Annotated in this window: 18 protein-coding genes; all 18 read left to right on the top strand. The window is 45.9% G+C overall.

Translation table 11 applies throughout. From position 1 onward, the window contains the following. Positions 1-185 precede the first annotated feature (185 nt). The 18 genes from NSQ50_RS28310 to sigH all read left to right on the top strand — a co-directional run bounded on the left by NSQ50_RS28310 (position 186) and on the right by sigH (position 19,031). Positions 186-1,358, top strand: coding sequence for a GNAT family N-acetyltransferase (locus NSQ50_RS28310; protein ID WP_076179556.1), 1,173 nt, complete (start codon positions 186-188; stop codon positions 1,356-1,358). A gap of 293 nt (positions 1,359-1,651) precedes the next feature. Next, positions 1,652-2,113: a CtsR family transcriptional regulator gene (locus NSQ50_RS28305; RefSeq protein ID WP_036680465.1), complete on the top strand. Its 462-nt coding sequence runs from the start codon at positions 1,652-1,654 to the stop codon at positions 2,111-2,113. Positions 2,114-2,143: 30 nt separating this feature from the next. Then, positions 2,144-2,668 carry a UvrB/UvrC motif-containing protein gene (locus tag NSQ50_RS28300; RefSeq protein ID WP_036680467.1) on the top strand — a complete coding sequence of 175 codons (525 nt, stop codon included), beginning with the start codon at positions 2,144-2,146 and terminating at the stop codon, positions 2,666-2,668. A 28-nt stretch (positions 2,669-2,696) separates the two neighbouring features. After that, entirely contained in the window at positions 2,697-3,761 is a 1,065-nt protein-coding gene (locus NSQ50_RS28295) for a protein arginine kinase (protein ID WP_076225055.1), read from the top strand. A gap of 35 nt (positions 3,762-3,796) precedes the next feature. Continuing rightward, entirely contained in the window at positions 3,797-6,265 is a 2,469-nt protein-coding gene (gene clpC / locus NSQ50_RS28290; RefSeq protein WP_036680471.1) for an ATP-dependent protease ATP-binding subunit ClpC, read from the top strand. A gap of 186 nt (positions 6,266-6,451) precedes the next feature. Next, positions 6,452-7,819 carry a DNA repair protein RadA gene (radA, locus tag NSQ50_RS28285; protein WP_036680472.1) on the top strand — a complete coding sequence of 456 codons (1,368 nt, stop codon included), beginning with the start codon at positions 6,452-6,454 and terminating at the stop codon, positions 7,817-7,819. A gap of 13 nt (positions 7,820-7,832) precedes the next feature. After that, positions 7,833-8,909, top strand: a complete 1,077-nt coding sequence (disA, locus tag NSQ50_RS28280; protein ID WP_036680475.1) for a DNA integrity scanning diadenylate cyclase DisA — start codon at positions 7,833-7,835, stop codon at positions 8,907-8,909. Positions 8,910-8,973: 64 nt separating this feature from the next. Next, positions 8,974-9,711, top strand: a complete 738-nt coding sequence (gene pssA / locus NSQ50_RS28275; RefSeq protein ID WP_036680477.1) for a CDP-diacylglycerol--serine O-phosphatidyltransferase — start codon at positions 8,974-8,976, stop codon at positions 9,709-9,711. 177 nt (positions 9,712-9,888) lie between these two features. Beyond that, entirely contained in the window at positions 9,889-10,977 is a 1,089-nt protein-coding gene (locus NSQ50_RS28270) for a PIN/TRAM domain-containing protein (RefSeq protein WP_036680481.1), read from the top strand. Positions 10,978-11,072: 95 nt separating this feature from the next. Then, complete coding sequence (ispD, locus tag NSQ50_RS28265; RefSeq protein WP_036680484.1) at positions 11,073-11,771, top strand: 2-C-methyl-D-erythritol 4-phosphate cytidylyltransferase; 699 nt, start codon at positions 11,073-11,075, stop codon at positions 11,769-11,771. Further along, complete coding sequence (ispF, locus tag NSQ50_RS28260; protein ID WP_036680486.1) at positions 11,768-12,256, top strand: 2-C-methyl-D-erythritol 2,4-cyclodiphosphate synthase; 489 nt, start codon at positions 11,768-11,770, stop codon at positions 12,254-12,256. Before ispD ends, ispF begins: the two co-directional genes overlap by 4 nt. Positions 12,257-12,307: 51 nt before the next feature. Beyond that, the gene (gltX, locus tag NSQ50_RS28255) at positions 12,308-13,771 is read left to right on the top strand and encodes a glutamate--tRNA ligase (protein WP_076225056.1); all 1,464 of its coding nucleotides are present in this window, start codon (positions 12,308-12,310) and stop codon (positions 13,769-13,771) included. A gap of 552 nt (positions 13,772-14,323) precedes the next feature. After that, positions 14,324-15,016 (top strand): serine O-acetyltransferase, encoded by a 693-nt coding sequence (cysE, locus tag NSQ50_RS28250; RefSeq protein ID WP_036680489.1) that lies wholly within the window; start codon positions 14,324-14,326, stop codon positions 15,014-15,016. 49 nt (positions 15,017-15,065) lie between these two features. After that, a complete protein-coding gene (gene cysS, locus NSQ50_RS28245; RefSeq protein WP_076225059.1) occupies positions 15,066-16,472 on the top strand; it encodes a cysteine--tRNA ligase in 1,407 nt (468 codons plus the stop codon). Then, the gene (locus NSQ50_RS28240) at positions 16,469-16,903 is read left to right on the top strand and encodes a Mini-ribonuclease 3 (protein WP_038573467.1); all 435 of its coding nucleotides are present in this window, start codon (positions 16,469-16,471) and stop codon (positions 16,901-16,903) included. Before cysS ends, NSQ50_RS28240 begins: the two co-directional genes overlap by 4 nt. Positions 16,904-16,939: 36 nt before the next feature. Continuing rightward, positions 16,940-17,704 (top strand): 23S rRNA (guanosine(2251)-2'-O)-methyltransferase RlmB, encoded by a 765-nt coding sequence (rlmB, locus tag NSQ50_RS28235; protein ID WP_036680492.1) that lies wholly within the window; start codon positions 16,940-16,942, stop codon positions 17,702-17,704. A gap of 2 nt (positions 17,705-17,706) precedes the next feature. Next, positions 17,707-18,228: an NYN domain-containing protein gene (locus NSQ50_RS28230; RefSeq protein WP_036680494.1), complete on the top strand. Its 522-nt coding sequence runs from the start codon at positions 17,707-17,709 to the stop codon at positions 18,226-18,228. A 158-nt stretch (positions 18,229-18,386) separates the two neighbouring features. Then, entirely contained in the window at positions 18,387-19,031 is a 645-nt protein-coding gene (sigH, locus tag NSQ50_RS28225; RefSeq protein WP_036680496.1) for an RNA polymerase sporulation sigma factor SigH, read from the top strand. Positions 19,032-19,109: the final 78 nt, after the last annotated feature.

The raw sequence follows: 19,109 nt of genomic DNA, 5'->3' as shown, positions 1-19,109 counted from the left end.
GAGGGATTGATAAGTGGATAATTATTTTAACTTGAATAGGACAAGATTACAAGACTATTTTTGAAACTGCTTAAAGCTGTGGATAACTAAAAAAAGTTCGAAAAATATCCTTATAATTCGCACACAATACACTCTCTTGTTATACTAACCATAAAAGTAAATTCATAAATGGTGAGGTGAGTTTTGTGGATATCAGACAGTTGCACTCAGAAGAGTTTAATCTAAGCATGGATTTATCTGAATATGCTTTTCAATACAAGCTGCCCAGTGAGAAAAGGGCTAATGCTAAGGAAAGATTTAAAGCAGAACGCGTATGGGGTGCTTTTGAAGAAGGTACTTTGGAAGCCAAACTTACTCTTCTTCCATTCCAAGTGTACATACAAGGTAGATTAGTACCTATGGGAGGGCTCGCTGGGGTAGCGACATGGCCAGAGAATCGCAGACAGGGTCATGTGGCAAAGCTCCTAGCGCATACGCTGCAAACGATGAATGAGGCGGGGCAGACATTATCTTTTCTGCATCCGTTCTTGATCCCCTTTTATCGCAAATTTGGTTGGGAAGTTTATTGTGAATATAAGAAATACTCTATTCCTGTTGCCAAGTTTCCCAAGAAGGTTGAAGTTGAGGGCAAGGTAAGACGCGGTGTTAAAGATATCGGAGTATTGGACAACTTATACAATCGTTTTGCAGTTAGATATAACGGAACACTTAAGCGTGATTTGGACTGGTGGGAGAACTCTGTTCTGGATGATGAAGGTCAGACTGCGGTATTTTATTCACAGCTTGGGGAACCTGAAGGATACGTATTATATAAGATAGAAAATAGAGAACTGGTCATTGATGAATTTGTGTTTTTGAACGAACAGGCCCGGCAGGGGCTGTGGACATTTCTTGCGAATCACGATTCAATGGTGACCGGTGCATCGCTAAAACTGGTGCCATCCGATGATATGTTACCCTTTTTGCTGCCTGATCCGCGTATAGAGCAGGAGAACTATCCTTATTTTATGGCGCGTATTGTGAATGCTAAAGTATTTGTGGAGAGTTATTCTTTTAAGCGTCACAGCAGTCAGAAGAAACAGGTTATCTATATTGAAGATAAATATGCACCATGGAATGACGGGTTGTGGGAATGGACGGTCTCAGAAGAGGGAGCAGCAGCTTTCTTGCGTATAGAGGGTGAACGGGATGCAGCTGACTTAAGCTGTGATATTGGCACGCTGACGATTCTAATGTTTGGATATAAACGCCCGGCAGAGCTGGCTCGTTATGGACTTGTGACTGGTAGTCCGACGGCTCTGGAATGGCTCGAAGAAATCATTCCGCAAGCTGAAACCGCACTTTTTGATCATTTTTAGAAAATAATTAGGCTCTCCCCTTCGAAAGATGCTGGGAGAGTTCTTTATTTCCGAATACATTCGCTGAAAAAAGTGAAAAATAAGAGAATCCTCTTGGAATTAGCACAGAATATGTTATAATATTAAAAAGTCAAAGAAAGTCAAAGTCAACGCACCTGATGACATACAGTGCGATCCTCTGAATCGTGAAGTTTTCTTCAGACTTATATGAATGAAGTTCACTAATGAATGTCATTAAGGATGCGGGCCGCAACCGATATTATGAAGCTTTAAAGAGCACTGGAGGATGAGTGATGCGCAATATCTCTGATATTATTGAACAATATCTGAAGAATATTTTGCATGAAAGTCCCGAAGGTACGGTGGAAATCCAGCGAAATGACCTGGCGGACCAGTTCTCATGCGTACCGTCACAGATCAATTATGTTATTAGTACACGCTTTACACTGGAAAAAGGCTATGTGGTGGAAAGTAAGCGTGGTGGCGGGGGATATATTCGTATTCAACGTTTTGAATTGCCGCCCAACGTGGCACTGCATGCCCATTTAAACCATACTATAGGTGGCGGGATAGATCAGAACGCTGCCGAAGGGTTGATTTATCAACTGGAGGAAGCTGGTTTTCTAAGCAAGCGTGAGGCGTGTCTTATGCGCGCTGCTGTTTCTCGGGATTGCCTAACGGTTAAGATTCCATATCGGGATGAGATTCGGGCCAAGATTATGAAGGCGATGTTAATCTCTTTGTTAGGCAAATAATTGTCAATCATAAGGGAGGGGCTTTCGCTTATGCAATGTCAGGAATGTGGCGTCAAGCCAGCAACACTCCATTTCACCAAGATCGTGAATGGAGAGAAGACAGAATTTCATATCTGCGAGAGCTGTGCGCGGGAGAAGGGTGAACTGATCCCGGGAACTGCTGGAGGATTCTCCATTCACAGCTTGCTGTCCGGTCTGCTTGATCTTGAAGGGGCCGGTAAGGAAAAGACGGCTGCTACGAAGACTACGCAGAGTCTGCAATGTGAGAATTGTGGGATGACGTACTCGCAGTTTAGCAAATTGGGTCGTTTTGGCTGCAGCTCCTGTTATAAATATTTTAACAGTGCACTGGACCCGCTCTTTAAACGGGTGCATGGCAGCACTTCGCATGTAGGCAAGATTCCCAAACGTGCTGGAGCACAGATTGTGTTCAAACGGCAAATTGATGAATTGAAGCTGGAATTACAGCAAAGTATCGCACAGGAGGAATTCGAAACTGCGGCAGAGCTGCGGGATCAAATTCGCCAACTTGAAAAAGAAATGGCACAAGAGTAAAGTCTTTGATATATAGGGGGGATATGACATGTCAAGTCTCCGATTTACTGAACAAGCGCTTAGTGATTGGATGCGCTCGGGAGGCAGTCACTCCGAGATTGTAATTAGCAGCCGTATGCGTATTGCACGTAACTTAGAGCATCTTCCATTCCCTATGCTTGCTTCCTTAGAGCAATCGGAAGAAGTATTAGAGCTGCTGGCCCCTGTGTTTCATGGGGAAACTGCTGCCGAATTCGGATCTTTTCAACTGATAAAGCTTGCTGAAGTGAATGAACTGGACAAAAAGGTATTGGTCGAGAAACATCTCATCAGTCCTAATCTGGCTAATGATTCACGTGGTGCAGCTGTGATATTAAATGAAGATGAGTCGGTCAGCATCATGATTAACGAAGAAGACCATCTGCGGATCCAATGTCTGTTCCCGGGTCTTCAGGTAAGAGAAGCATGGGAACGTGCGACAGCCATCGATGATATCTTCGAATCGGCTGTTAATTACGCTTTTGATGATAAAAGAGGATACTTGACCAGTTGTCCCACCAATGTGGGTACAGGGCTGCGTGCCTCAGTAATGCTGCATTTGCCAGCACTAGTAATGACCCAACAGATCAATCGCATATTGTCAGCAGTGAATCAAGTGGGATTGACTGTAAGAGGAATTTATGGTGAGGGCAGCGAAGCAGTAGGGAACATCTTTCAAATTTCCAATCAGATTACTCTCGGTCAAACGGAAAGTGAAATCATCGAGAACCTTCACAGTGTAGTCACCCAGATTATAGAGCATGAACGAAATGCCCGTGAAAGGCTGCTGGTAGATTCCGCTTTAAGAATTACAGACCGAGTGAAAAGATCTTATGGGATTTTGTGTTATGCAGCTCTAATGGAGCTTAAAGAATCCGCACAACGGCTGTCTGATGTGAGACTTGGGGTCGACCTTGGCATACTGGAAGGCCCTTCGATTTCCGTGCTTAATGAGCTTAACGTTAAGACACAGCCAGGATTTCTGCAAAAAATGTTCGGTGACGAGATGAACGCCACTGAACGGGATATGTATCGGGCGAAACTGCTCCGAGAAACACTGGGAACACAACTTTAATATAGATATTTATTATTCATGGAGGTGCAGGAGATATGATGTTTGGAAGATTTACGGAACGCGCACAAAAAGTGCTAGCTCTAGCGCAGGAAGAAGCTGTTCGTTTAGGACACAACAATATTGGCACAGAACATATTTTGCTAGGACTTATTCGTGAAGGAGACGGCATTGCTGCTAAAGCATTAATCGCTTTGGGTCTGGGTCTTGAGAAAATCCAGGACGAAGTGGAGACACTGATTGGCAGAGGCCAAGAACAACCTACGAACATTGCTTATACTCCTCGCGCCAAAAAAGTAATCGAGTTGTCGATGGACGAAGCCCGCAAGCTGGGACATACGTATGTCGGCACTGAGCATATTCTGCTAGGACTTATTCGTGAAGGAGAAGGTGTCGCGGCTCGTGTGCTTAATAACCTCGGCATCAGCTTGAACAAAGCTCGTCAGCAAGTGCTTCAGCTTCTGGGAAGCAGCGAGGCTGCATCCAGTCATAGCGGAACACCTGCTAATGTCAGCACACCGACTCTAGACGGCCTAGCACGCGATTTGACGGCTTATGCCAAGGATGGCAACCTGGATCCAGTTATCGGTCGTAGCAAGGAAATTGAACGTGTTATTCAGGTACTGAGCCGCCGGACGAAGAACAACCCCGTGTTGATAGGTGAACCTGGGGTTGGTAAAACAGCTATTGCTGAAGGCCTGGCCCAAAAGATCATTAATAATGAAATTCCAGAAACACTGCGCGACAAACGCGTAATGACGCTCGATATGGGTTCTGTAGTGGCTGGTACTAAATATCGCGGTGAGTTTGAAGACCGCCTCAAGAAAATCATGGATGAGATTCGCCAAGCGGGGAATATCGTACTCTTTATCGATGAGCTTCATACGCTGATCGGTGCTGGTGGCGCAGAAGGTGCTATTGATGCATCTAACATTCTTAAGCCGGCTTTAGCCCGCGGAGAACTTCAGTGCATCGGTGCGACTACGCTGGATGAATATCGTAAATATATTGAAAAAGATGCAGCTTTGGAGCGTCGTTTCCAACCAATTACGGTGGATCAGCCGTCTCCAGAAGAAGCGGTACAAATTCTATTTGGACTTCGTGATCGTTATGAAGCACATCACCGTGTGAAAATTACGGATGAAGCTATCGTGGAAGCTGTAAAGCTGTCTGATCGTTACATTCCGGATCGTTTCCTGCCGGATAAAGCCATTGACCTTATCGATGAAGCAGGGTCTAAAGTAAGGCTTCACTCTTACACTATCCCGCCAAATCTGAAGGAACTAGAAATGCGCTTGGATGATATCCGCAAGGAGAAGGATTCCGCTGTTCAGAGCCAAGAGTTTGAGAAAGCGGCTGCCCTGCGTGATACGGAGCAAAAAATCCGTGAAGAGCTTGATACGACTAAGAACCAGTGGAAAGAAAAACAAGGACGCACGGATTCTGAAGTTACTCCTGAAGATATCGCACAGGTTGTAGCAAGCTGGACGGGGATCCCTGTAAGCAAGCTGAAGGAAGAAGAGACCGACCGTCTGCTTAACATGGAGGCTCTGCTGCATGAACGAGTGATTGGTCAGGACGAAGCTGTTAAGGCTGTCAGCCGGGCATTGCGCCGGGCGCGTGCGGGTCTTAAAGATCCGAAACGTCCAATGGGCTCGTTTATCTTCCTCGGTCCTACGGGTGTAGGTAAAACTGAGTTGGCACGTGCGCTTGCTGAAGCTATGTTCGGCGATGAGAATGCGGTCATTCGTATTGATATGTCGGAATACATGGAGAAGCACTCCACGTCCCGTTTAGTTGGTGCCCCTCCTGGATATGTCGGCTATGAAGAAGGCGGCCAATTAACAGAGAAGGTACGTCGTAAACCATACTCTGTAGTACTGCTTGATGAAATTGAAAAAGCGCATCCGGAAGTATTCAACATTTTGCTGCAAGTGCTTGAAGATGGTCGCCTTACCGACTCTAAAGGCCGGGTAGTTGACTTCCGTAATACACTTATCATTCTGACCTCTAACGTAGGCGCACAGGCAATCAAGAAGAATTCGACACTTGGATTCACGGCTGTGCAAGATGCAGGAGCAGAATACGGCAATATGAAGGGCAAGGTTATGGAAGAGCTCAAGAAGAGCTTCCGTCCAGAGTTCTTGAACCGGATCGACGAAATCATCGTCTTCCACTCACTCGATGAGAAACATATCGCTGAGATCGTTACGTTGATGTCTGATGAGCTCCGCAAGCGCCTGCGTGAATATGATGTTGATTTCGTACTCACGGATGCAGCGAAGGCCTTCTTGGCTAAAGAAGGTTATGACCCAGCCTTTGGTGCACGTCCATTGCGCCGGGCAATTCAGAAGCATATTGAGGACCGTCTTTCTGAGGAATTGTTGAGAGGAAATATCCAAAAGGGTGATTCCCTCAATATTGATGAGGTCGGCGGAGAACTTGTGGTGACTAAAGTGGACGCTCCAGTAGCGCCAGCGCTTGAAAAAGAAGTAGAATCCGAATAAAATAAACAAGGCTTTCGCTCCTGATTTATAGAGGAGCGGAAGCTTTTTTTATTGGAAATAGATCAATTTAAAATATACATTTAATGCAAATACCGAATGACCTTTCGTTAAAGGGGTAGAAATGGTAAACTTTCATTAGAAGAAAATGATCCGAATTGTAAACAGTTCGGACCGTAAGGAGAACAAATGGCTAAAGCAAAAACAAAATTTTTTTGCACCGACTGTGGATACGAATCGCCAAAATGGTTCGGGAAATGCCCAGGGTGCCAGGCTTGGAACTCCATGGTGGAGGAAACGGAAAGCGTAGTCAAAACACAGGGAATGAATGCCCCTATTTTTCATAGTAAAGAAAAGGCACAGTCGATCATAAGTATAGAAAGTGACAAGGAACCGCGCATACTGACAGGTATAGGTGAGCTTAACCGTGTTCTCGGTGGGGGGATCGTACCAGGATCGCTGGTACTAGTAGGGGGAGACCCAGGAATCGGTAAATCTACGCTCTTATTACAGACCTCGCACGCCCTTACAACACAGGGATTGCGAGTACTGTATATCTCGGGCGAAGAATCGGTAAGGCAAACTAAGCTGCGCGCGGATCGCCTCGATGCGTTGTCAACGGAGCTTTATGTACTATGTGAGACAAATATGGAAAGCATAGAAGAAGCGATCGAACAAATCCAGCCACAATTTCTTGTCATCGATTCTATTCAGACCGTATTTATGCCAGAAGTAACGAGTGCGCCAGGCAGCGTGACCCAGGTTCGGGAGTGTACGACAAGATTTATGCGTATCGCTAAGATTCGTGGAATTGCAACAGTTCTCGTTGGTCATGTTACCAAGGAAGGGGCTATTGCTGGACCACGGATGCTTGAACATATGGTGGACTGCGTGCTGTATTTTGAGGGTGAGCGGCATCATACGTATAGACTTTTGCGGGCTGTAAAAAACCGCTTTGGCTCTACGAATGAAATCGGCATTTTCGAAATGGGTGAAGCGGGCCTTACCGAAGTAGAGAATCCATCGGAGCTCTTTTTATCGGAACGTCCGCTTGGCGTGGCTGGTTCTACTGTGGTGGCTAGTATGGAGGGAACTAGACCTGTGCTTGTAGAACTTCAGGCACTTGTTGCTGCCACCCACTTCCCTTCCCCACGGCGAATGTGCACAGGCATGGATCACCAGCGGATGGCACTTATTATCGCTGTACTCGAGAAACGGATGGGCATGTTCCTGCAGAATCAGGATGCATACCTTAATGTTGCCGGGGGAGTAAAGCTGGATGAACCGGCGATTGATCTAGCTGTAGCTATTAGTATCGCCTCCAGTTTTCGTGATATTTCAACAAAACCTTACGACGTTTTCTTCGGAGAAGTAGGACTTACCGGTGAGGTAAGAGGCGTTTCGCGCGCGGAAATGCGCGTTAAGGAGGCCGCAAAGCTTGGCTTCCGGCGGGTGATTATGCCTGAGAAGAGCATGAAGGGATGGAAGCACCCGCAAGATATCCAGATTATTGGCGTCAGTACCGTAGCAGATGCACTATCGGTCGCGTTAGATTAGGGGGCACAAGGATATGAAAGAATATAACCAATTAGAGAATATGAATGATCTGCTCAGACTGGCGGCACCGGGTACACCTTTTCGGGAAGGTTTGGAGAATGTGCTGCGCGCTAAGACAGGGGCACTTATTGTCGTAGGGTACAGTCCTGAGGTGATGGACGTAGTGGATGGCGGATTCTCCATTAACTGCGATTTTTCGCCCAATTATTTATATGAGCTAGCTAAAATGGACGGAGCTATTATTCTAAGTGAGGATTTAAAGCGTATATTGTATGCTAATACACAACTTATACCGGATTCCTCTATCTCATCCATCGAGACGGGGATCCGTCACCGGACCGCGGAGCGTGTAGCGAAGCAAACGGGTAAGCTGGTGGTTTCCATTTCACAACGCCGCAATATCATCACGCTTTATCAAGGCTCGATACGTTATGCACTCAAAGAGATCGGCGCTATTTTGGCAAAGGCTAACCAAGCGATTCAGACACTCGAGAAGTATAAAGCAGTGCTCACGCAAGGACTGACGAATTTGTCAGCTTCAGAATATGAGGGCATTGTTACCGTTGCTGAAGTAGTGGGTGTTATCCAGCGTGTAGAGATGGTTCTGCGCATAAAAATGGAGATCAAACGTTATATCAACGAATTGGGCAACGAAGGACGCCTGATCAGCATGCAGATGGAAGAACTGGTTGGAAATACAGAGGAAGAAGCATGGCTTCTATACAGAGACTATGCTAAGGAAGAGCAGGAGGATAAAATCCGTGAAATTATCGCCGGTCTCAAACGGATAAGCGATGATGATCTGATGGATGACAACCATATTGCCCGTATACTGGGTTATTCTTCTACGGCAATTACCTCTGAAGAAGTGGTGACTCCACGTGGTTATCGCCTGCTTAACAAAATTCCGCGGCTTCCGAATGTGATCATTCACAATCTGGTGGAGCGGTTTGAAATGCTGCCTAATTTGATGTCCGCAAGCATTGCTGAATTGGATGAAGTGGACGGAATTGGGGAGGTGCGGGCCCGTAATATTCAGGATGGGCTCAAACGTTTACAGAAGCAAGTTCTTATTGACAGGCAAATGTAAATAACATACAATCACGTAATATTGGGGACGTTAAAGGCCAAAGTTAGAAAATTGAGGTGAAGAAATGATACAAAAATCAATTCCGAGTCTTTTTACGATAGGTAATTTGATGCTCGGAATGTTTGGTATCATGATGGCGTTTGACGGTAAGATTAGCATGGCCGCTATCATGGTTATTATTGCTATGCTGTTAGACGGCTTAGATGGTCGAGTAGCTCGCGCTCTAAAATGCGAAAGCGAATTTGGCAAGGAGCTGGACTCCTTATCTGATGTCGTTTCTTTCGGAGTCGCACCGGCCGTTATTTTGTACGTCTCAAGCCTGCAGGATTTGAACTCTGCATTAGGCTGGACAGTAACTGCGATTTTTCCGGTGTTTGGTGCTTTGCGCTTAGCCCGTTTTAATGTTCGTCCGGGGGTTCCGGGTTATTTTATCGGTTTGCCAATTCCTGCTGCAGGTGGTGTACTGGCCACATTAGCTCTTTTTAATAAAGATGTTTCGGCTCCGTTTATGATCGTTGCTACACTGCTCTTATCTTATTTGATGGTCAGCACTGTTAAATATCCTAATTTCAAAAAGATTGGATTGCCGAAAAAAGCGGTGGTTGGAGCGCCAGTGGTTATTGTTGTTGCAGTGGCTGTAGCTGTAGTGTTCCCAGAGCAAATCGCTAAGCTGATCTTTGTCTTACTTGGAATTTACGCATTATACGGCTTTAAGCAAAATATTGATCGATTGACAGCCAGACGCCGTCATCGTCGTCGTAGCCGTTCAGAGGATAAAGTGTATCACTCCAAGAACGGTTAATCGGTCCATAAGGTAAGGTAACTGAATAAATTATGACCAAAGGTTTTGTCTTCCCTAGGGGATGGCAAAGCCTTTTTGCATTTCCAGCGCTACCCCAAGTTTATCGTCTTGAAAATTGGAACATACTGGTGAGGAATAGATCCATTTAGGATGAATAAAAAGGAGGTGCGTTAGGTTATGTGGAAAAAAGTGATTTTGTCTTTTGCCTTAATATGTGGTGCTTGGTCAGGTTTTTCGCTATACCATGCGCTCGAAAGAGGATTCCCCAAGGGGATGGAAAAGCTGGGTGAAAGCTTACCTGTAGAAGGAAGCATTTTATTTACGGTGCTGGGTGCCATTATTTTTTTGTTTGCGGGGTCTTTATGCGCGGAATGGGGAGGTTCAAAACTGCGGGAGGCGGTTCACTACTGTTCGCGTATTCCAATGAATGAATTAGCTGCAAGTGCAGCTGGGCTTACAGGGGGGCTTCTGTTATCTCTTCTGTTATACCCTGCAATGATCTGGCTTGGGAAAGCTGGGCAGCTGCTGCAAGTGCCAGCTACGTTAGCTTTTGGATATCTGGGGCTGCGGATCGGTCTGGAGAAAAAAGAGGAGCTAGCTGCACTGTGGACATCTGGACGCTGGGGTCAAGCGGCTGAGCCGGAAGGCCGCGGGCTTGAGGAACATAAAATCCTCGACACAAGTGTTATTATCGATGGAAGAATCGCTGACATTTGTAAGACGGGATTTATTGAGGGAACCATTGTCATACCTGAATTCGTACTAGAAGAGCTCCAGCATATTGCTGATTCTTCGGATTTGTTGAAGCGGAACCGGGGACGGCGTGGGCTTGATATTCTAAACAAAATTCAAAAAGAGCTTGATGTGAAGGTATTGATCTATGAGGGAGATTTTGAAGAAATCTCTGAGGTTGACAGTAAGTTAGTGAAGTTGGCGAAGGTACTGCAAGGTAAAGTAGTCACTAATGATTTCAACTTAAATAAGGTTTGCGAATTGCAGGGCGTTTCCGTACTGAATATTAACGATCTGGCGAATGCTGTGAAGCCAGTAGTGCTGCCTGGTGAGGAAATCGTAGTTCAGGTCATTAAGGATGGCAAAGAGCATGGGCAAGGTGTAGCCTACTTAGACGATGGAACGATGATTGTTGTAGAGGGCGGACGGGAATATATCGGGACTACGATGGAGGTTCTGGTCACTAGCGTGCTGCAAACTTCGGCTGGCCGAATGATATTTGCTAAGCCAAAACTTTTGGAAAAAGCGCAATAAGTGAAGATAAAGTGTATGGGGACTGTCCTATGGGTTGGAAATGCCCGCCAAACACGTTATGATGGGATTATACGTGAAAGACAGGAGCCAGATTAATGTCAAACAGTGTGGGCGTCGTCATTGTGGCGGCAGGCAGAGGAACGCGAATGGGAACTGCGGAGAGCAAGCAATATTTGTTACTGCAGGGGAAGCCGATTATCGTTCATACGCTGGAGGTATTCCAGCAGCACGAATTGATCTCTGAAATCGTGCTCGTAACCGGTGAAGAGGATGTTGAACGCTGCCGGGAATGGATACAGCTCTATAAGCTGGACAAGGTTAAGGCTATAGTAACTGGTGGATCTGAGCGTCAGCATTCCGTACATAAAGGGTTGTTGAAACTTACGACACAGTGGGTAATGGTACATGATGGTGTTCGTCCGTTTGTACAGCCGAATGAAATTGAGGCTTGCTACGAACGAGCGAAGCAGATGGGTGCTTCGGTTCTTGCTGTACCCGTCAAGGATACGATCAAACAGGTGGATAATGAAGGACAAGTACTGTCTACGCCGGATCGGCGAAGTCTGTGGGCGATTCAAACCCCGCAGACTTTTCGTCTTTCTGATTTGCTGGAGGCTTATGCAGCGGCGGAACGGGATGGCTTTCTGGGCACCGATGACTCCAGCTTGGCGGAGCGTGCGGGGATTCCGGTTTCTGTGGTAGAGGGAAGCTACAGAAATATTAAGATTACGACACCTGATGATTTGGATTATGCAGAATTCACAGAAAGAAACAGGGGAGAGGGACAATCATGATCGCTGTAGGACAAGGATTTGATGTGCATCAGCTGGTAGAGGGCAGGCCTTGTATTATTGGGGGAGTTACGATTCCTTACGAAAAAGGATTGCTTGGGCATTCCGATGCAGATGTACTGCTGCATGCAGTTAGTGACGCGATTCTAGGCGCACTTGGACTTGGTGATATTGGCAGACATTTTCCGGATACAGATCCAGCCTTTAAGGACGCAGATAGCTTGAAGTTATTAGAAGAGGTATGGGCACTTGCTCGTGAGCGAGGATATAAGTTGGGAAATATTGATTCAACGATTATCGCCCAAAAGCCTAAGATGGCTCCGTACATTCCACAAATGACCGAGATTATCGCACGTGCGCTTAATGCCGACCCGTCCAAGGTAAATGTTAAAGCTACTACAACTGAGCAGCTTGGTTTTGCCGGACGCGGCGAAGGAATTGCCGCACAATCTATTGTCTGTCTACTCCAAGATGTGATATCATCTTGAGATGGTCTAAGTAGTAAATTAAGTTCAACCATATGAAGCGGAGGGAATACAATGACGGATGAAGTCCGGGTGCGTTACGCACCGAGCCCTACGGGACATTTACATATAGGTAACGCCAGAACGGCGCTGTTTAACTATCTGTTCGCCCGTAATAAAGGCGGTAAATTCATTATCAGAATTGAAGATACAGACGTAAAGCGCAATGTCGCTGGTGGTGAAGAGAGCCAGCTTAAGTATTTGAAATGGCTGGGTATGGATTGGGATGAGAGCGTTGATGTGGGCGGAGAGTACGGACCTTATCGTCAGACAGAACGTCTTGACTTATATCGTGTACATTGGCAGGATTTGCTGGACAGAGGTCTGGCTTACCGCTGCTATTGCACAGAGGAAGAGCTGGAGGCGGAACGTGAAGAACAGACTGCCCGCGGAGAAACGCCTCGTTATTCTGGCAAACATCGTGATCTGACTGAAGAGCAACGTCTAGCTTTTGAAGCTGAGGGACGAGTTGCCAGCATTCGCTTCTGTGTGCCAGAAGATCGTACGTATGCGTTTGATGATCTCGTAAAAGGCAGTATTTCTTTTGACACAAAAGAAATGGGTGACTTTGTTATTGTGAAGAAGGACGGAATTCCGACCTACAACTTCGCGGTAGCTGTTGACGATCATCTGATGGCTATTACCCACGTATTGCGTGGAGAAGACCATATTTCCAACACACCCCGCCAGCTTATGATCTATGAAGCGCTAGGCTGGGAGCCACCTTTATTTGGTCACATGACGCTTATTGTTGGCGACAACCACAAGAAGCTCAGCAAACGGGATGAATCCGTTATTCAGTTTATCGAGCAATATGATGAATTGGGTTACTTGCCTGAGGCTCTGGTTAACTTCATTTCTCTGCTTGGCTGGTCTCCAGAGGGAGAAGAAGAGATCTTCAGTAAAGAAGAACTTATTTCTATTTTTGATGCGGACCGTTTGTCCAAAAGCCCGGCTGTATTTGATAAAAACAAGCTGGCGCATCTGAATAATCATTATATTAAGCATGCTGATCCTAAACGGATCTCTGCACTGGCTATTCCACATCTGCAAAAAGCGGGTAAAATACCTGCTGAGCTGAACGAAGAGCAACAAACATGGGCGGAAAGCCTTGTCGCGTTGTATCAAGAGCAGATGACTGCAGCTTCTGACATCGTGGCGCTATCGGAACTGTTCTTCCGCAGTCACCTAGAGTTAGAGACGGAAGCAGCGCAGGTTCTGGCTGAAAGCCAAGTCCCTGAGGTATTGTCTGCTTTCCTGGCTAAAGTTGAAGCCTGTCAGGATTTCAGTGCAAGCAACATGGCTGTTCTGATTAAGGAAGTACAGAAAGAAACAGGTCATAAGGGCAAAGCACTCTTTATGCCAATTCGTGTGGCTCTGACCGGACAAACGCACGGACGTGATCTTAATATAACCATTGCTTTGCTCGGCAAAAATCGCGTTATCGAACGTTTGAAATCACAAATTAAGGGCGCTTAAGGTCGTATTTCATACGACTAAACCCCCTTGTCAGTATCTTGTCTTTTGCGCTAAGATAGAATTATATGATAATAGCTGTGATCAGGAGAAGTACGTCCATTGAAGACAATTGCCAGAGAGAATAACCGAGAAAGGGACACCCTTTCGGGCTGGGAGTTATTCATTTGTCCGGGGCAGAACATGCGCCTGTGAGCTGCACGGTTGAATGACCTTTTAAGGCTCATTAGATCGCGCCGGGAACGTCGCCGTTAATGATGCCAAGTGGAATGAAGAAATTCTGCCGTTTGTTACAATAGCGGCTCAATTGATTCGTTCAAGCAGAGTGGAACCGCGGTTAAACGTCTCTGCAGCATTATGCTGCAGGGGCGTTTTTTGTCTAAATATAAGCAAAAATAATTTTCATACAATACTCTTTGTCTTATATTTCTACGAGATAACAAACCAAGCGAACACTCACAGCATATGTATGATAAGGATGATGGGCCTGGAGACAATACCTTTCTTGTGTACCTGTAAACAGGAGATAAGGAAGTTAAGAAGAGAGGAACCGTGATGTTTAAGCATATTAAGTCGGACATTCGGGCGGTATTTGATAACGACCCTGCTGCCCGCAGCTGGTTCGAGGTTGTCTTCACATATGCCGGCTTGCACGCCATTTGGGGTCACCGGATCGCCCACTCTTTTTTCAAACGCCGCTGGTATACAATGGCCCGTATGGTTTCGCAGTTTAGCAGATTTATGACTGGTGTTGAGATCCATCCCGGAGCTGTCATCGGAAATAGGCTGTTTATCGACCATGGCATGGGGATAGTTATTGGAGAAACCTGCGAAATCGGTGATGATGTTATAATCTATCAAGGGGTTACGCTTGGAGGAACAGGAAAAGAAAAAGGTAAGCGTCATCCCACGGTCGGCAACAATGTAGTTATTGGTTCCGGTGCGAAGGTTTTAGGATCTTTTCGTATTGGTGACAATTCAAATATAGGCTCGAATGCTGTTGTGTTGCGTGAAGTGCCTAACAACAGTACAGTAGTAGGGAATCCAGGTCGTGTGGTAAAACGTAATGGAGAACGGGTATCCGATCGGCTCGATCATACGAAGATGCCTGACCCGCTTGTCGATTCACTGCGGTTTTTGCAGAAAGAAATCGAAGAAATTAGGGAAAAGCTTGGCGCAGAAGATAAACAAAAAACCGCACAGCGGATAGCAGAAGCTCAGCAGTATATTGGTGACTATGAAATTTAAGCATCCCGGTATTAAGGAATCCGGAAGAACAGAAAGGGCTGGAATAAGGATGGCTTTACAAATATATAACACAATGACACGCAGCAAGGAGCAGTTTGTGCCCCAGGAGCCGGGCAAAGTTAAGATGTATGTGTGTGGTCCAACCGTTTATGGATATATGCATATCGGAAATGCTAGACCTATAATTGTCTTTGATATGGTCCGGAATTACTTGGAGCAGTTAGGTAATGAGGTGCGTTATGTTACGAATTTCACGGATGTTGATGATAAACTGATTCGCAAAGCCGAAGAAATGAACACTACTGTAGCAGAGGTAGCGGAAACTTTCATTGCTGCTTACCGTGAGGATCTGGAAGGGCTTGGTGTTAAACCGGCAACCTTGAATCCCCGTGTAACGGAAAGCATGGAGCTGATCATTGGATTTATTAAAGAGCTTGAGGAAAAAGGATTCGCATACGAAAGCGGTGGCGATGTATATTACCGCACTTCAAAATTTGAAGACTACGGTAAATTATCTCGTCAGAATCTGGATGAGCTGCAGTTTGGTATCCGTGTTGAGGTGGACTCACGTAAGGAAAAACCGGAGGATTTTGTGCTTTGGAAAGCAGCCAAACCTGGTGAAGTGCACTGGAGTAGCCCTTGGGGAGACGGACGTCCCGGCTGGCATATTGAATGCTCGGCTATGGCGCGGGAGTTCTTGGGGGATACGATCGATATCCATGGTGGTGGACAAGATTTGCAGTTCCCGCATCATGAATGCGAATGCGCTCAGACTGAAGCTCTGACTGGTAAACCACTCTCTAATTACTGGATGCATAATGGATTTATCAACATTGGTGATGAGAAAATGTCGAAATCGCTCGGTAATGGCTGGCTTGTAAAAGACATCCGTGAGCGTTTTAAAGCAGGAGCTATCCGCTATTTCATGCTATCGACCCATTACCGCAACCCGTTGAATTTCTCAGAGGAATCTATGACTTCCGCCGAAAAGAGCGTTGAACGGATCACGCTTGCAGAGAGTAACGTTAAACATCGGCTTGAACTCGCTGCTGATGGTGCTCAAGGTGAGGTCAACTCAGAGATTAATGATAAGCTGTCGGCTATAGTGGCCAATTTCCATGCTAGAATGCAGGATGACTTTAATACGCCTGATGCGATCACGGCTATGTTCGATTGGGTGAGCCTGGCAAACCATACGCTTGCGAATAACGAGGCTGCTCCTGCTGATTTTGCTGCATTACTGCAAGCTTTTGGCGAAATGAATGCTGTGCTGCGTTTGACGCCTGAACTGGAAGAGGAAATTGCAAGTGAAGAAGTTGAACGGTTGATCGCCGAGCGGGTTGAAGCTCGTAAGAATAAGAATTGGAGCCGGTCTGACGAGATCCGTGATGAATTAGGCCGCTTGGGCATATTGCTTGAGGATACTCCACAAGGAATGCGGTGGCGTCGTAAATGAGTGAGGAACGCAAGTTTGATAACGGATGGTTTCCTTATGAGCCTTCCAAACCTGCGCGACTACTTTCGCCTATTGTTCTAGCTTATGTAGGAGATGCTATCTATGAGGTGGCTGTTCGCCAGTATTTAGTATCTCTTCCGAATTTGCGTCCGAACCATTTGCATCGTTCTGCTACAGGGCTGGTATCCGCTAAAGCACAGTGTGCAATTCTGAACTTTTTGGAGCCTAGTCTCACGGAAGAGGAGAAGGATGTCGCCCGTCAGGGGAGAAATGCGAAATCGGGAAGTGTTCCTAAGAATGCGGATGTGCTTGAATACCGTCATGCTACAGCTTTTGAGTGCTTGATTGGTTACTTGTACTACACAGGACAACAGGAGAGAATAGAAGAAATTGTGCACAAGGGTATACAGTTTATGTTGAAACAGCCGTGATAGGCTTTGGCGAAATAGAAAATAGGAGAAGTGAACATGGAAGAAGAATTGAAGACTGAAGAGGAAATATTGGCAGGGAAGCATTCTGTGCTTGAAGCGCTTCGTGCTGGTCGTACATTAAATAAAATATGGATCGCAGAGACAGCCCAGAAGCATCTGACAGCACCCATCGTTGCCGAAGCCCGGAAAGCGGGAATTGTCATTCAGCATGTGGACAAGCGTAAGCTGGATCAACTGGCACCAGGTGTGCAGCATCAAGGGGTGGTTGCACAAGCAGCACCATTTGCCTATGTTGAAGTGGATGATTTGTTAGCTATAGCAGAAGCCAAAGGAGAACCGGCATTCCTTATTTTGCTTGATGAAATTGAAGATCCTCATAACCTGGGTTCGATTCTGCGGACGGCGGATTGTACTGGAGTACATGGGGTAATCGTACCTAAACGCCGTTCGGCTCAGATAACTGCGACCGTGTCCAAAACATCCGCGGGTGCTGTGGAGTATGTTCCGGTTGCCCGGGTTACAAACCTGGGTCAGACCATTGACCGTCTAAAAGAGCAGGGAGTCTGGGTAGTAGGAACAGACGTGGATACCGATCAGAATCTATACCAATCCGATATTTTCACGGGTCCGGTAGCTGTTGTAATCGGCAATGAGAATAAAGGAATGGGACGCCTGATTCGTGAAAAATGTGATGTGCTTCTTAAGCTGCCGATGGCCGGAAAGATCAATTCATTAAATGCCTCTGTCGCCGCAGGAGTCATTATGTATGAAGTGATACGCCGCCGGCAACTGCAGGGATAGCTATGGCCGACTGGCGCGATGTGCTGCTTGTGGATGGATATAACATGATCGGTGGCTGGCCGGAACTTGTGGCACTGTCCCAGATTGGTATGCAGGAAGCACGCGACCGCTTGATGGATTTGCTGGCAGATTACCAGGCTTTCTCTGGACGAAGAGTTATTGCTGTTTTTGATGCATACCGTGTTCCGGGGTTGGGAAGGTCTTTTGTCCAGGGTAAGGTCCAGGTGTACTTCACCAAGGAAAAAGAAACCGCAGATGAATGCATTGAGCGACTGGTTGGGGAATATAGCAATCGGCGCCGGCAGATCTATGTGGCTACGAGTGATTTTATAGAGCAGCATATTATTTTTGCACAAGGTGCATTGCGAATTTCGGCAAGGGAATTGCATCTGGAAATTGAAGAGAATCAAAAACAAGTAAAAAAAGCTATCGAACCTGGCGGTGTCAGTTCTACTCGTCATTCTTTGGAAGACAAACTGCCTCCCGATGTGCGCAGTAAGCTGGAAAAATGGCGCAGACAGTGAGATCGAGGAAGAATCAGGAAATATTTTATTCCAATTTATGCTATTCTAGATTGATTTTGGACAAACTCCGGTTGACGGTGGAAGGTAACATAATATATACTGATCCTATATTTCGCGAAGTAACGATGTGTCTTGCGTTGCAGCCGGGGGGATTCTTGGTGAGTGTCGACCTCAAGGAAATAATGCTGTCTGAGTATGATTTCATAAGTGATGAAGATATTGTCGAGGCTTTCCGTGGTGGCGACAGTGGCGCATTAGAACACTTGATTAATAAATACCGTAACTTTGTACGTGCTAAAGCCCGCTCTTATTTCTTGATCGGGGCAGACCGTGAAGATATTGTACAAGAAGGAATGATTGGTCTATACAAGGCTATTCGTGACTTTAAAGGTGACAAGCTCTCTTCATTTAAGGCTTTTGCTGAGCTCTGCATTACACGACAGATTATAACGGCTATTAAGACGGCCACTCGTCAGAAACATATTCCGCTGAACTCTTATGTTTCCTTGGACAAGCCCATTTATGACGAAGATTCTGATAGAACACTTATGGATGTCATTTGTGGAACACAGGTTCTAGATCCAGAAGAGCTAATTATTAATCAAGAAGAATTCATTGGTCTTGAAGATAAGATGGCGGAGATTCTAAGTGACTTGGAGCGCAAGGTTCTGATGTTGTATTTAGACGGAAGATCCTATCAGGAGATTGCTGAAGATCTTAAGCGGCATGTGAAGTCTATTGATAACGCTCTACAACGAGTAAAAAGGAAATTAGAAAGATATCTAGAAGTACGTGACAATTGATGATATAATGAACAAGAGAGGGCTCGGACATCGAGTTCTTTTTTTTAGTCTTTTTGAAATCACTCGGATAGAATTAGG

The organism is Paenibacillus sp. FSL R10-2788 (assembly GCF_038003885.1).
In the GTDB taxonomy this organism is placed as follows: Bacteria; Bacillota; Bacilli; order Paenibacillales; family Paenibacillaceae; genus Paenibacillus_AQ; species Paenibacillus_AQ odorifer.
Note: the sequence above shows the minus strand (reverse complement) of the source record. Positions and strands in the feature narration are given on the sequence as shown.

Coding starts and splice junctions, on each gene's coding strand:
- cysE (WP_036680489.1), top strand. CDS start 14,324: ATGTTTAAGCATATTAAGTCGGACATTCGGGCGGTATTTGATAACGAC.
- rlmB (WP_036680492.1), top strand. CDS start 16,940: ATGGAAGAAGAATTGAAGACTGAAGAGGAAATATTGGCAGGGAAGCAT.
- NSQ50_RS28295 (WP_076225055.1), top strand. CDS start 2,697: ATGTCAAGTCTCCGATTTACTGAACAAGCGCTTAGTGATTGGATGCGC.
- gltX (WP_076225056.1), top strand. CDS start 12,308: ATGACGGATGAAGTCCGGGTGCGTTACGCACCGAGCCCTACGGGACAT.
- clpC (WP_036680471.1), top strand. CDS start 3,797: ATGATGTTTGGAAGATTTACGGAACGCGCACAAAAAGTGCTAGCTCTA.
- radA (WP_036680472.1), top strand. CDS start 6,452: ATGGCTAAAGCAAAAACAAAATTTTTTTGCACCGACTGTGGATACGAA.
- NSQ50_RS28305 (WP_036680465.1), top strand. CDS start 1,652: ATGCGCAATATCTCTGATATTATTGAACAATATCTGAAGAATATTTTG.
- cysS (WP_076225059.1), top strand. CDS start 15,066: ATGGCTTTACAAATATATAACACAATGACACGCAGCAAGGAGCAGTTT.
- pssA (WP_036680477.1), top strand. CDS start 8,974: ATGATACAAAAATCAATTCCGAGTCTTTTTACGATAGGTAATTTGATG.
- ispF (WP_036680486.1), top strand. CDS start 11,768: ATGATCGCTGTAGGACAAGGATTTGATGTGCATCAGCTGGTAGAGGGC.
- disA (WP_036680475.1), top strand. CDS start 7,833: ATGAAAGAATATAACCAATTAGAGAATATGAATGATCTGCTCAGACTG.
- NSQ50_RS28240 (WP_038573467.1), top strand. CDS start 16,469: ATGAGTGAGGAACGCAAGTTTGATAACGGATGGTTTCCTTATGAGCCT.
- NSQ50_RS28270 (WP_036680481.1), top strand. CDS start 9,889: ATGTGGAAAAAAGTGATTTTGTCTTTTGCCTTAATATGTGGTGCTTGG.
- NSQ50_RS28300 (WP_036680467.1), top strand. CDS start 2,144: ATGCAATGTCAGGAATGTGGCGTCAAGCCAGCAACACTCCATTTCACC.
- NSQ50_RS28230 (WP_036680494.1), top strand. CDS start 17,707: ATGGCCGACTGGCGCGATGTGCTGCTTGTGGATGGATATAACATGATC.
- ispD (WP_036680484.1), top strand. CDS start 11,073: ATGTCAAACAGTGTGGGCGTCGTCATTGTGGCGGCAGGCAGAGGAACG.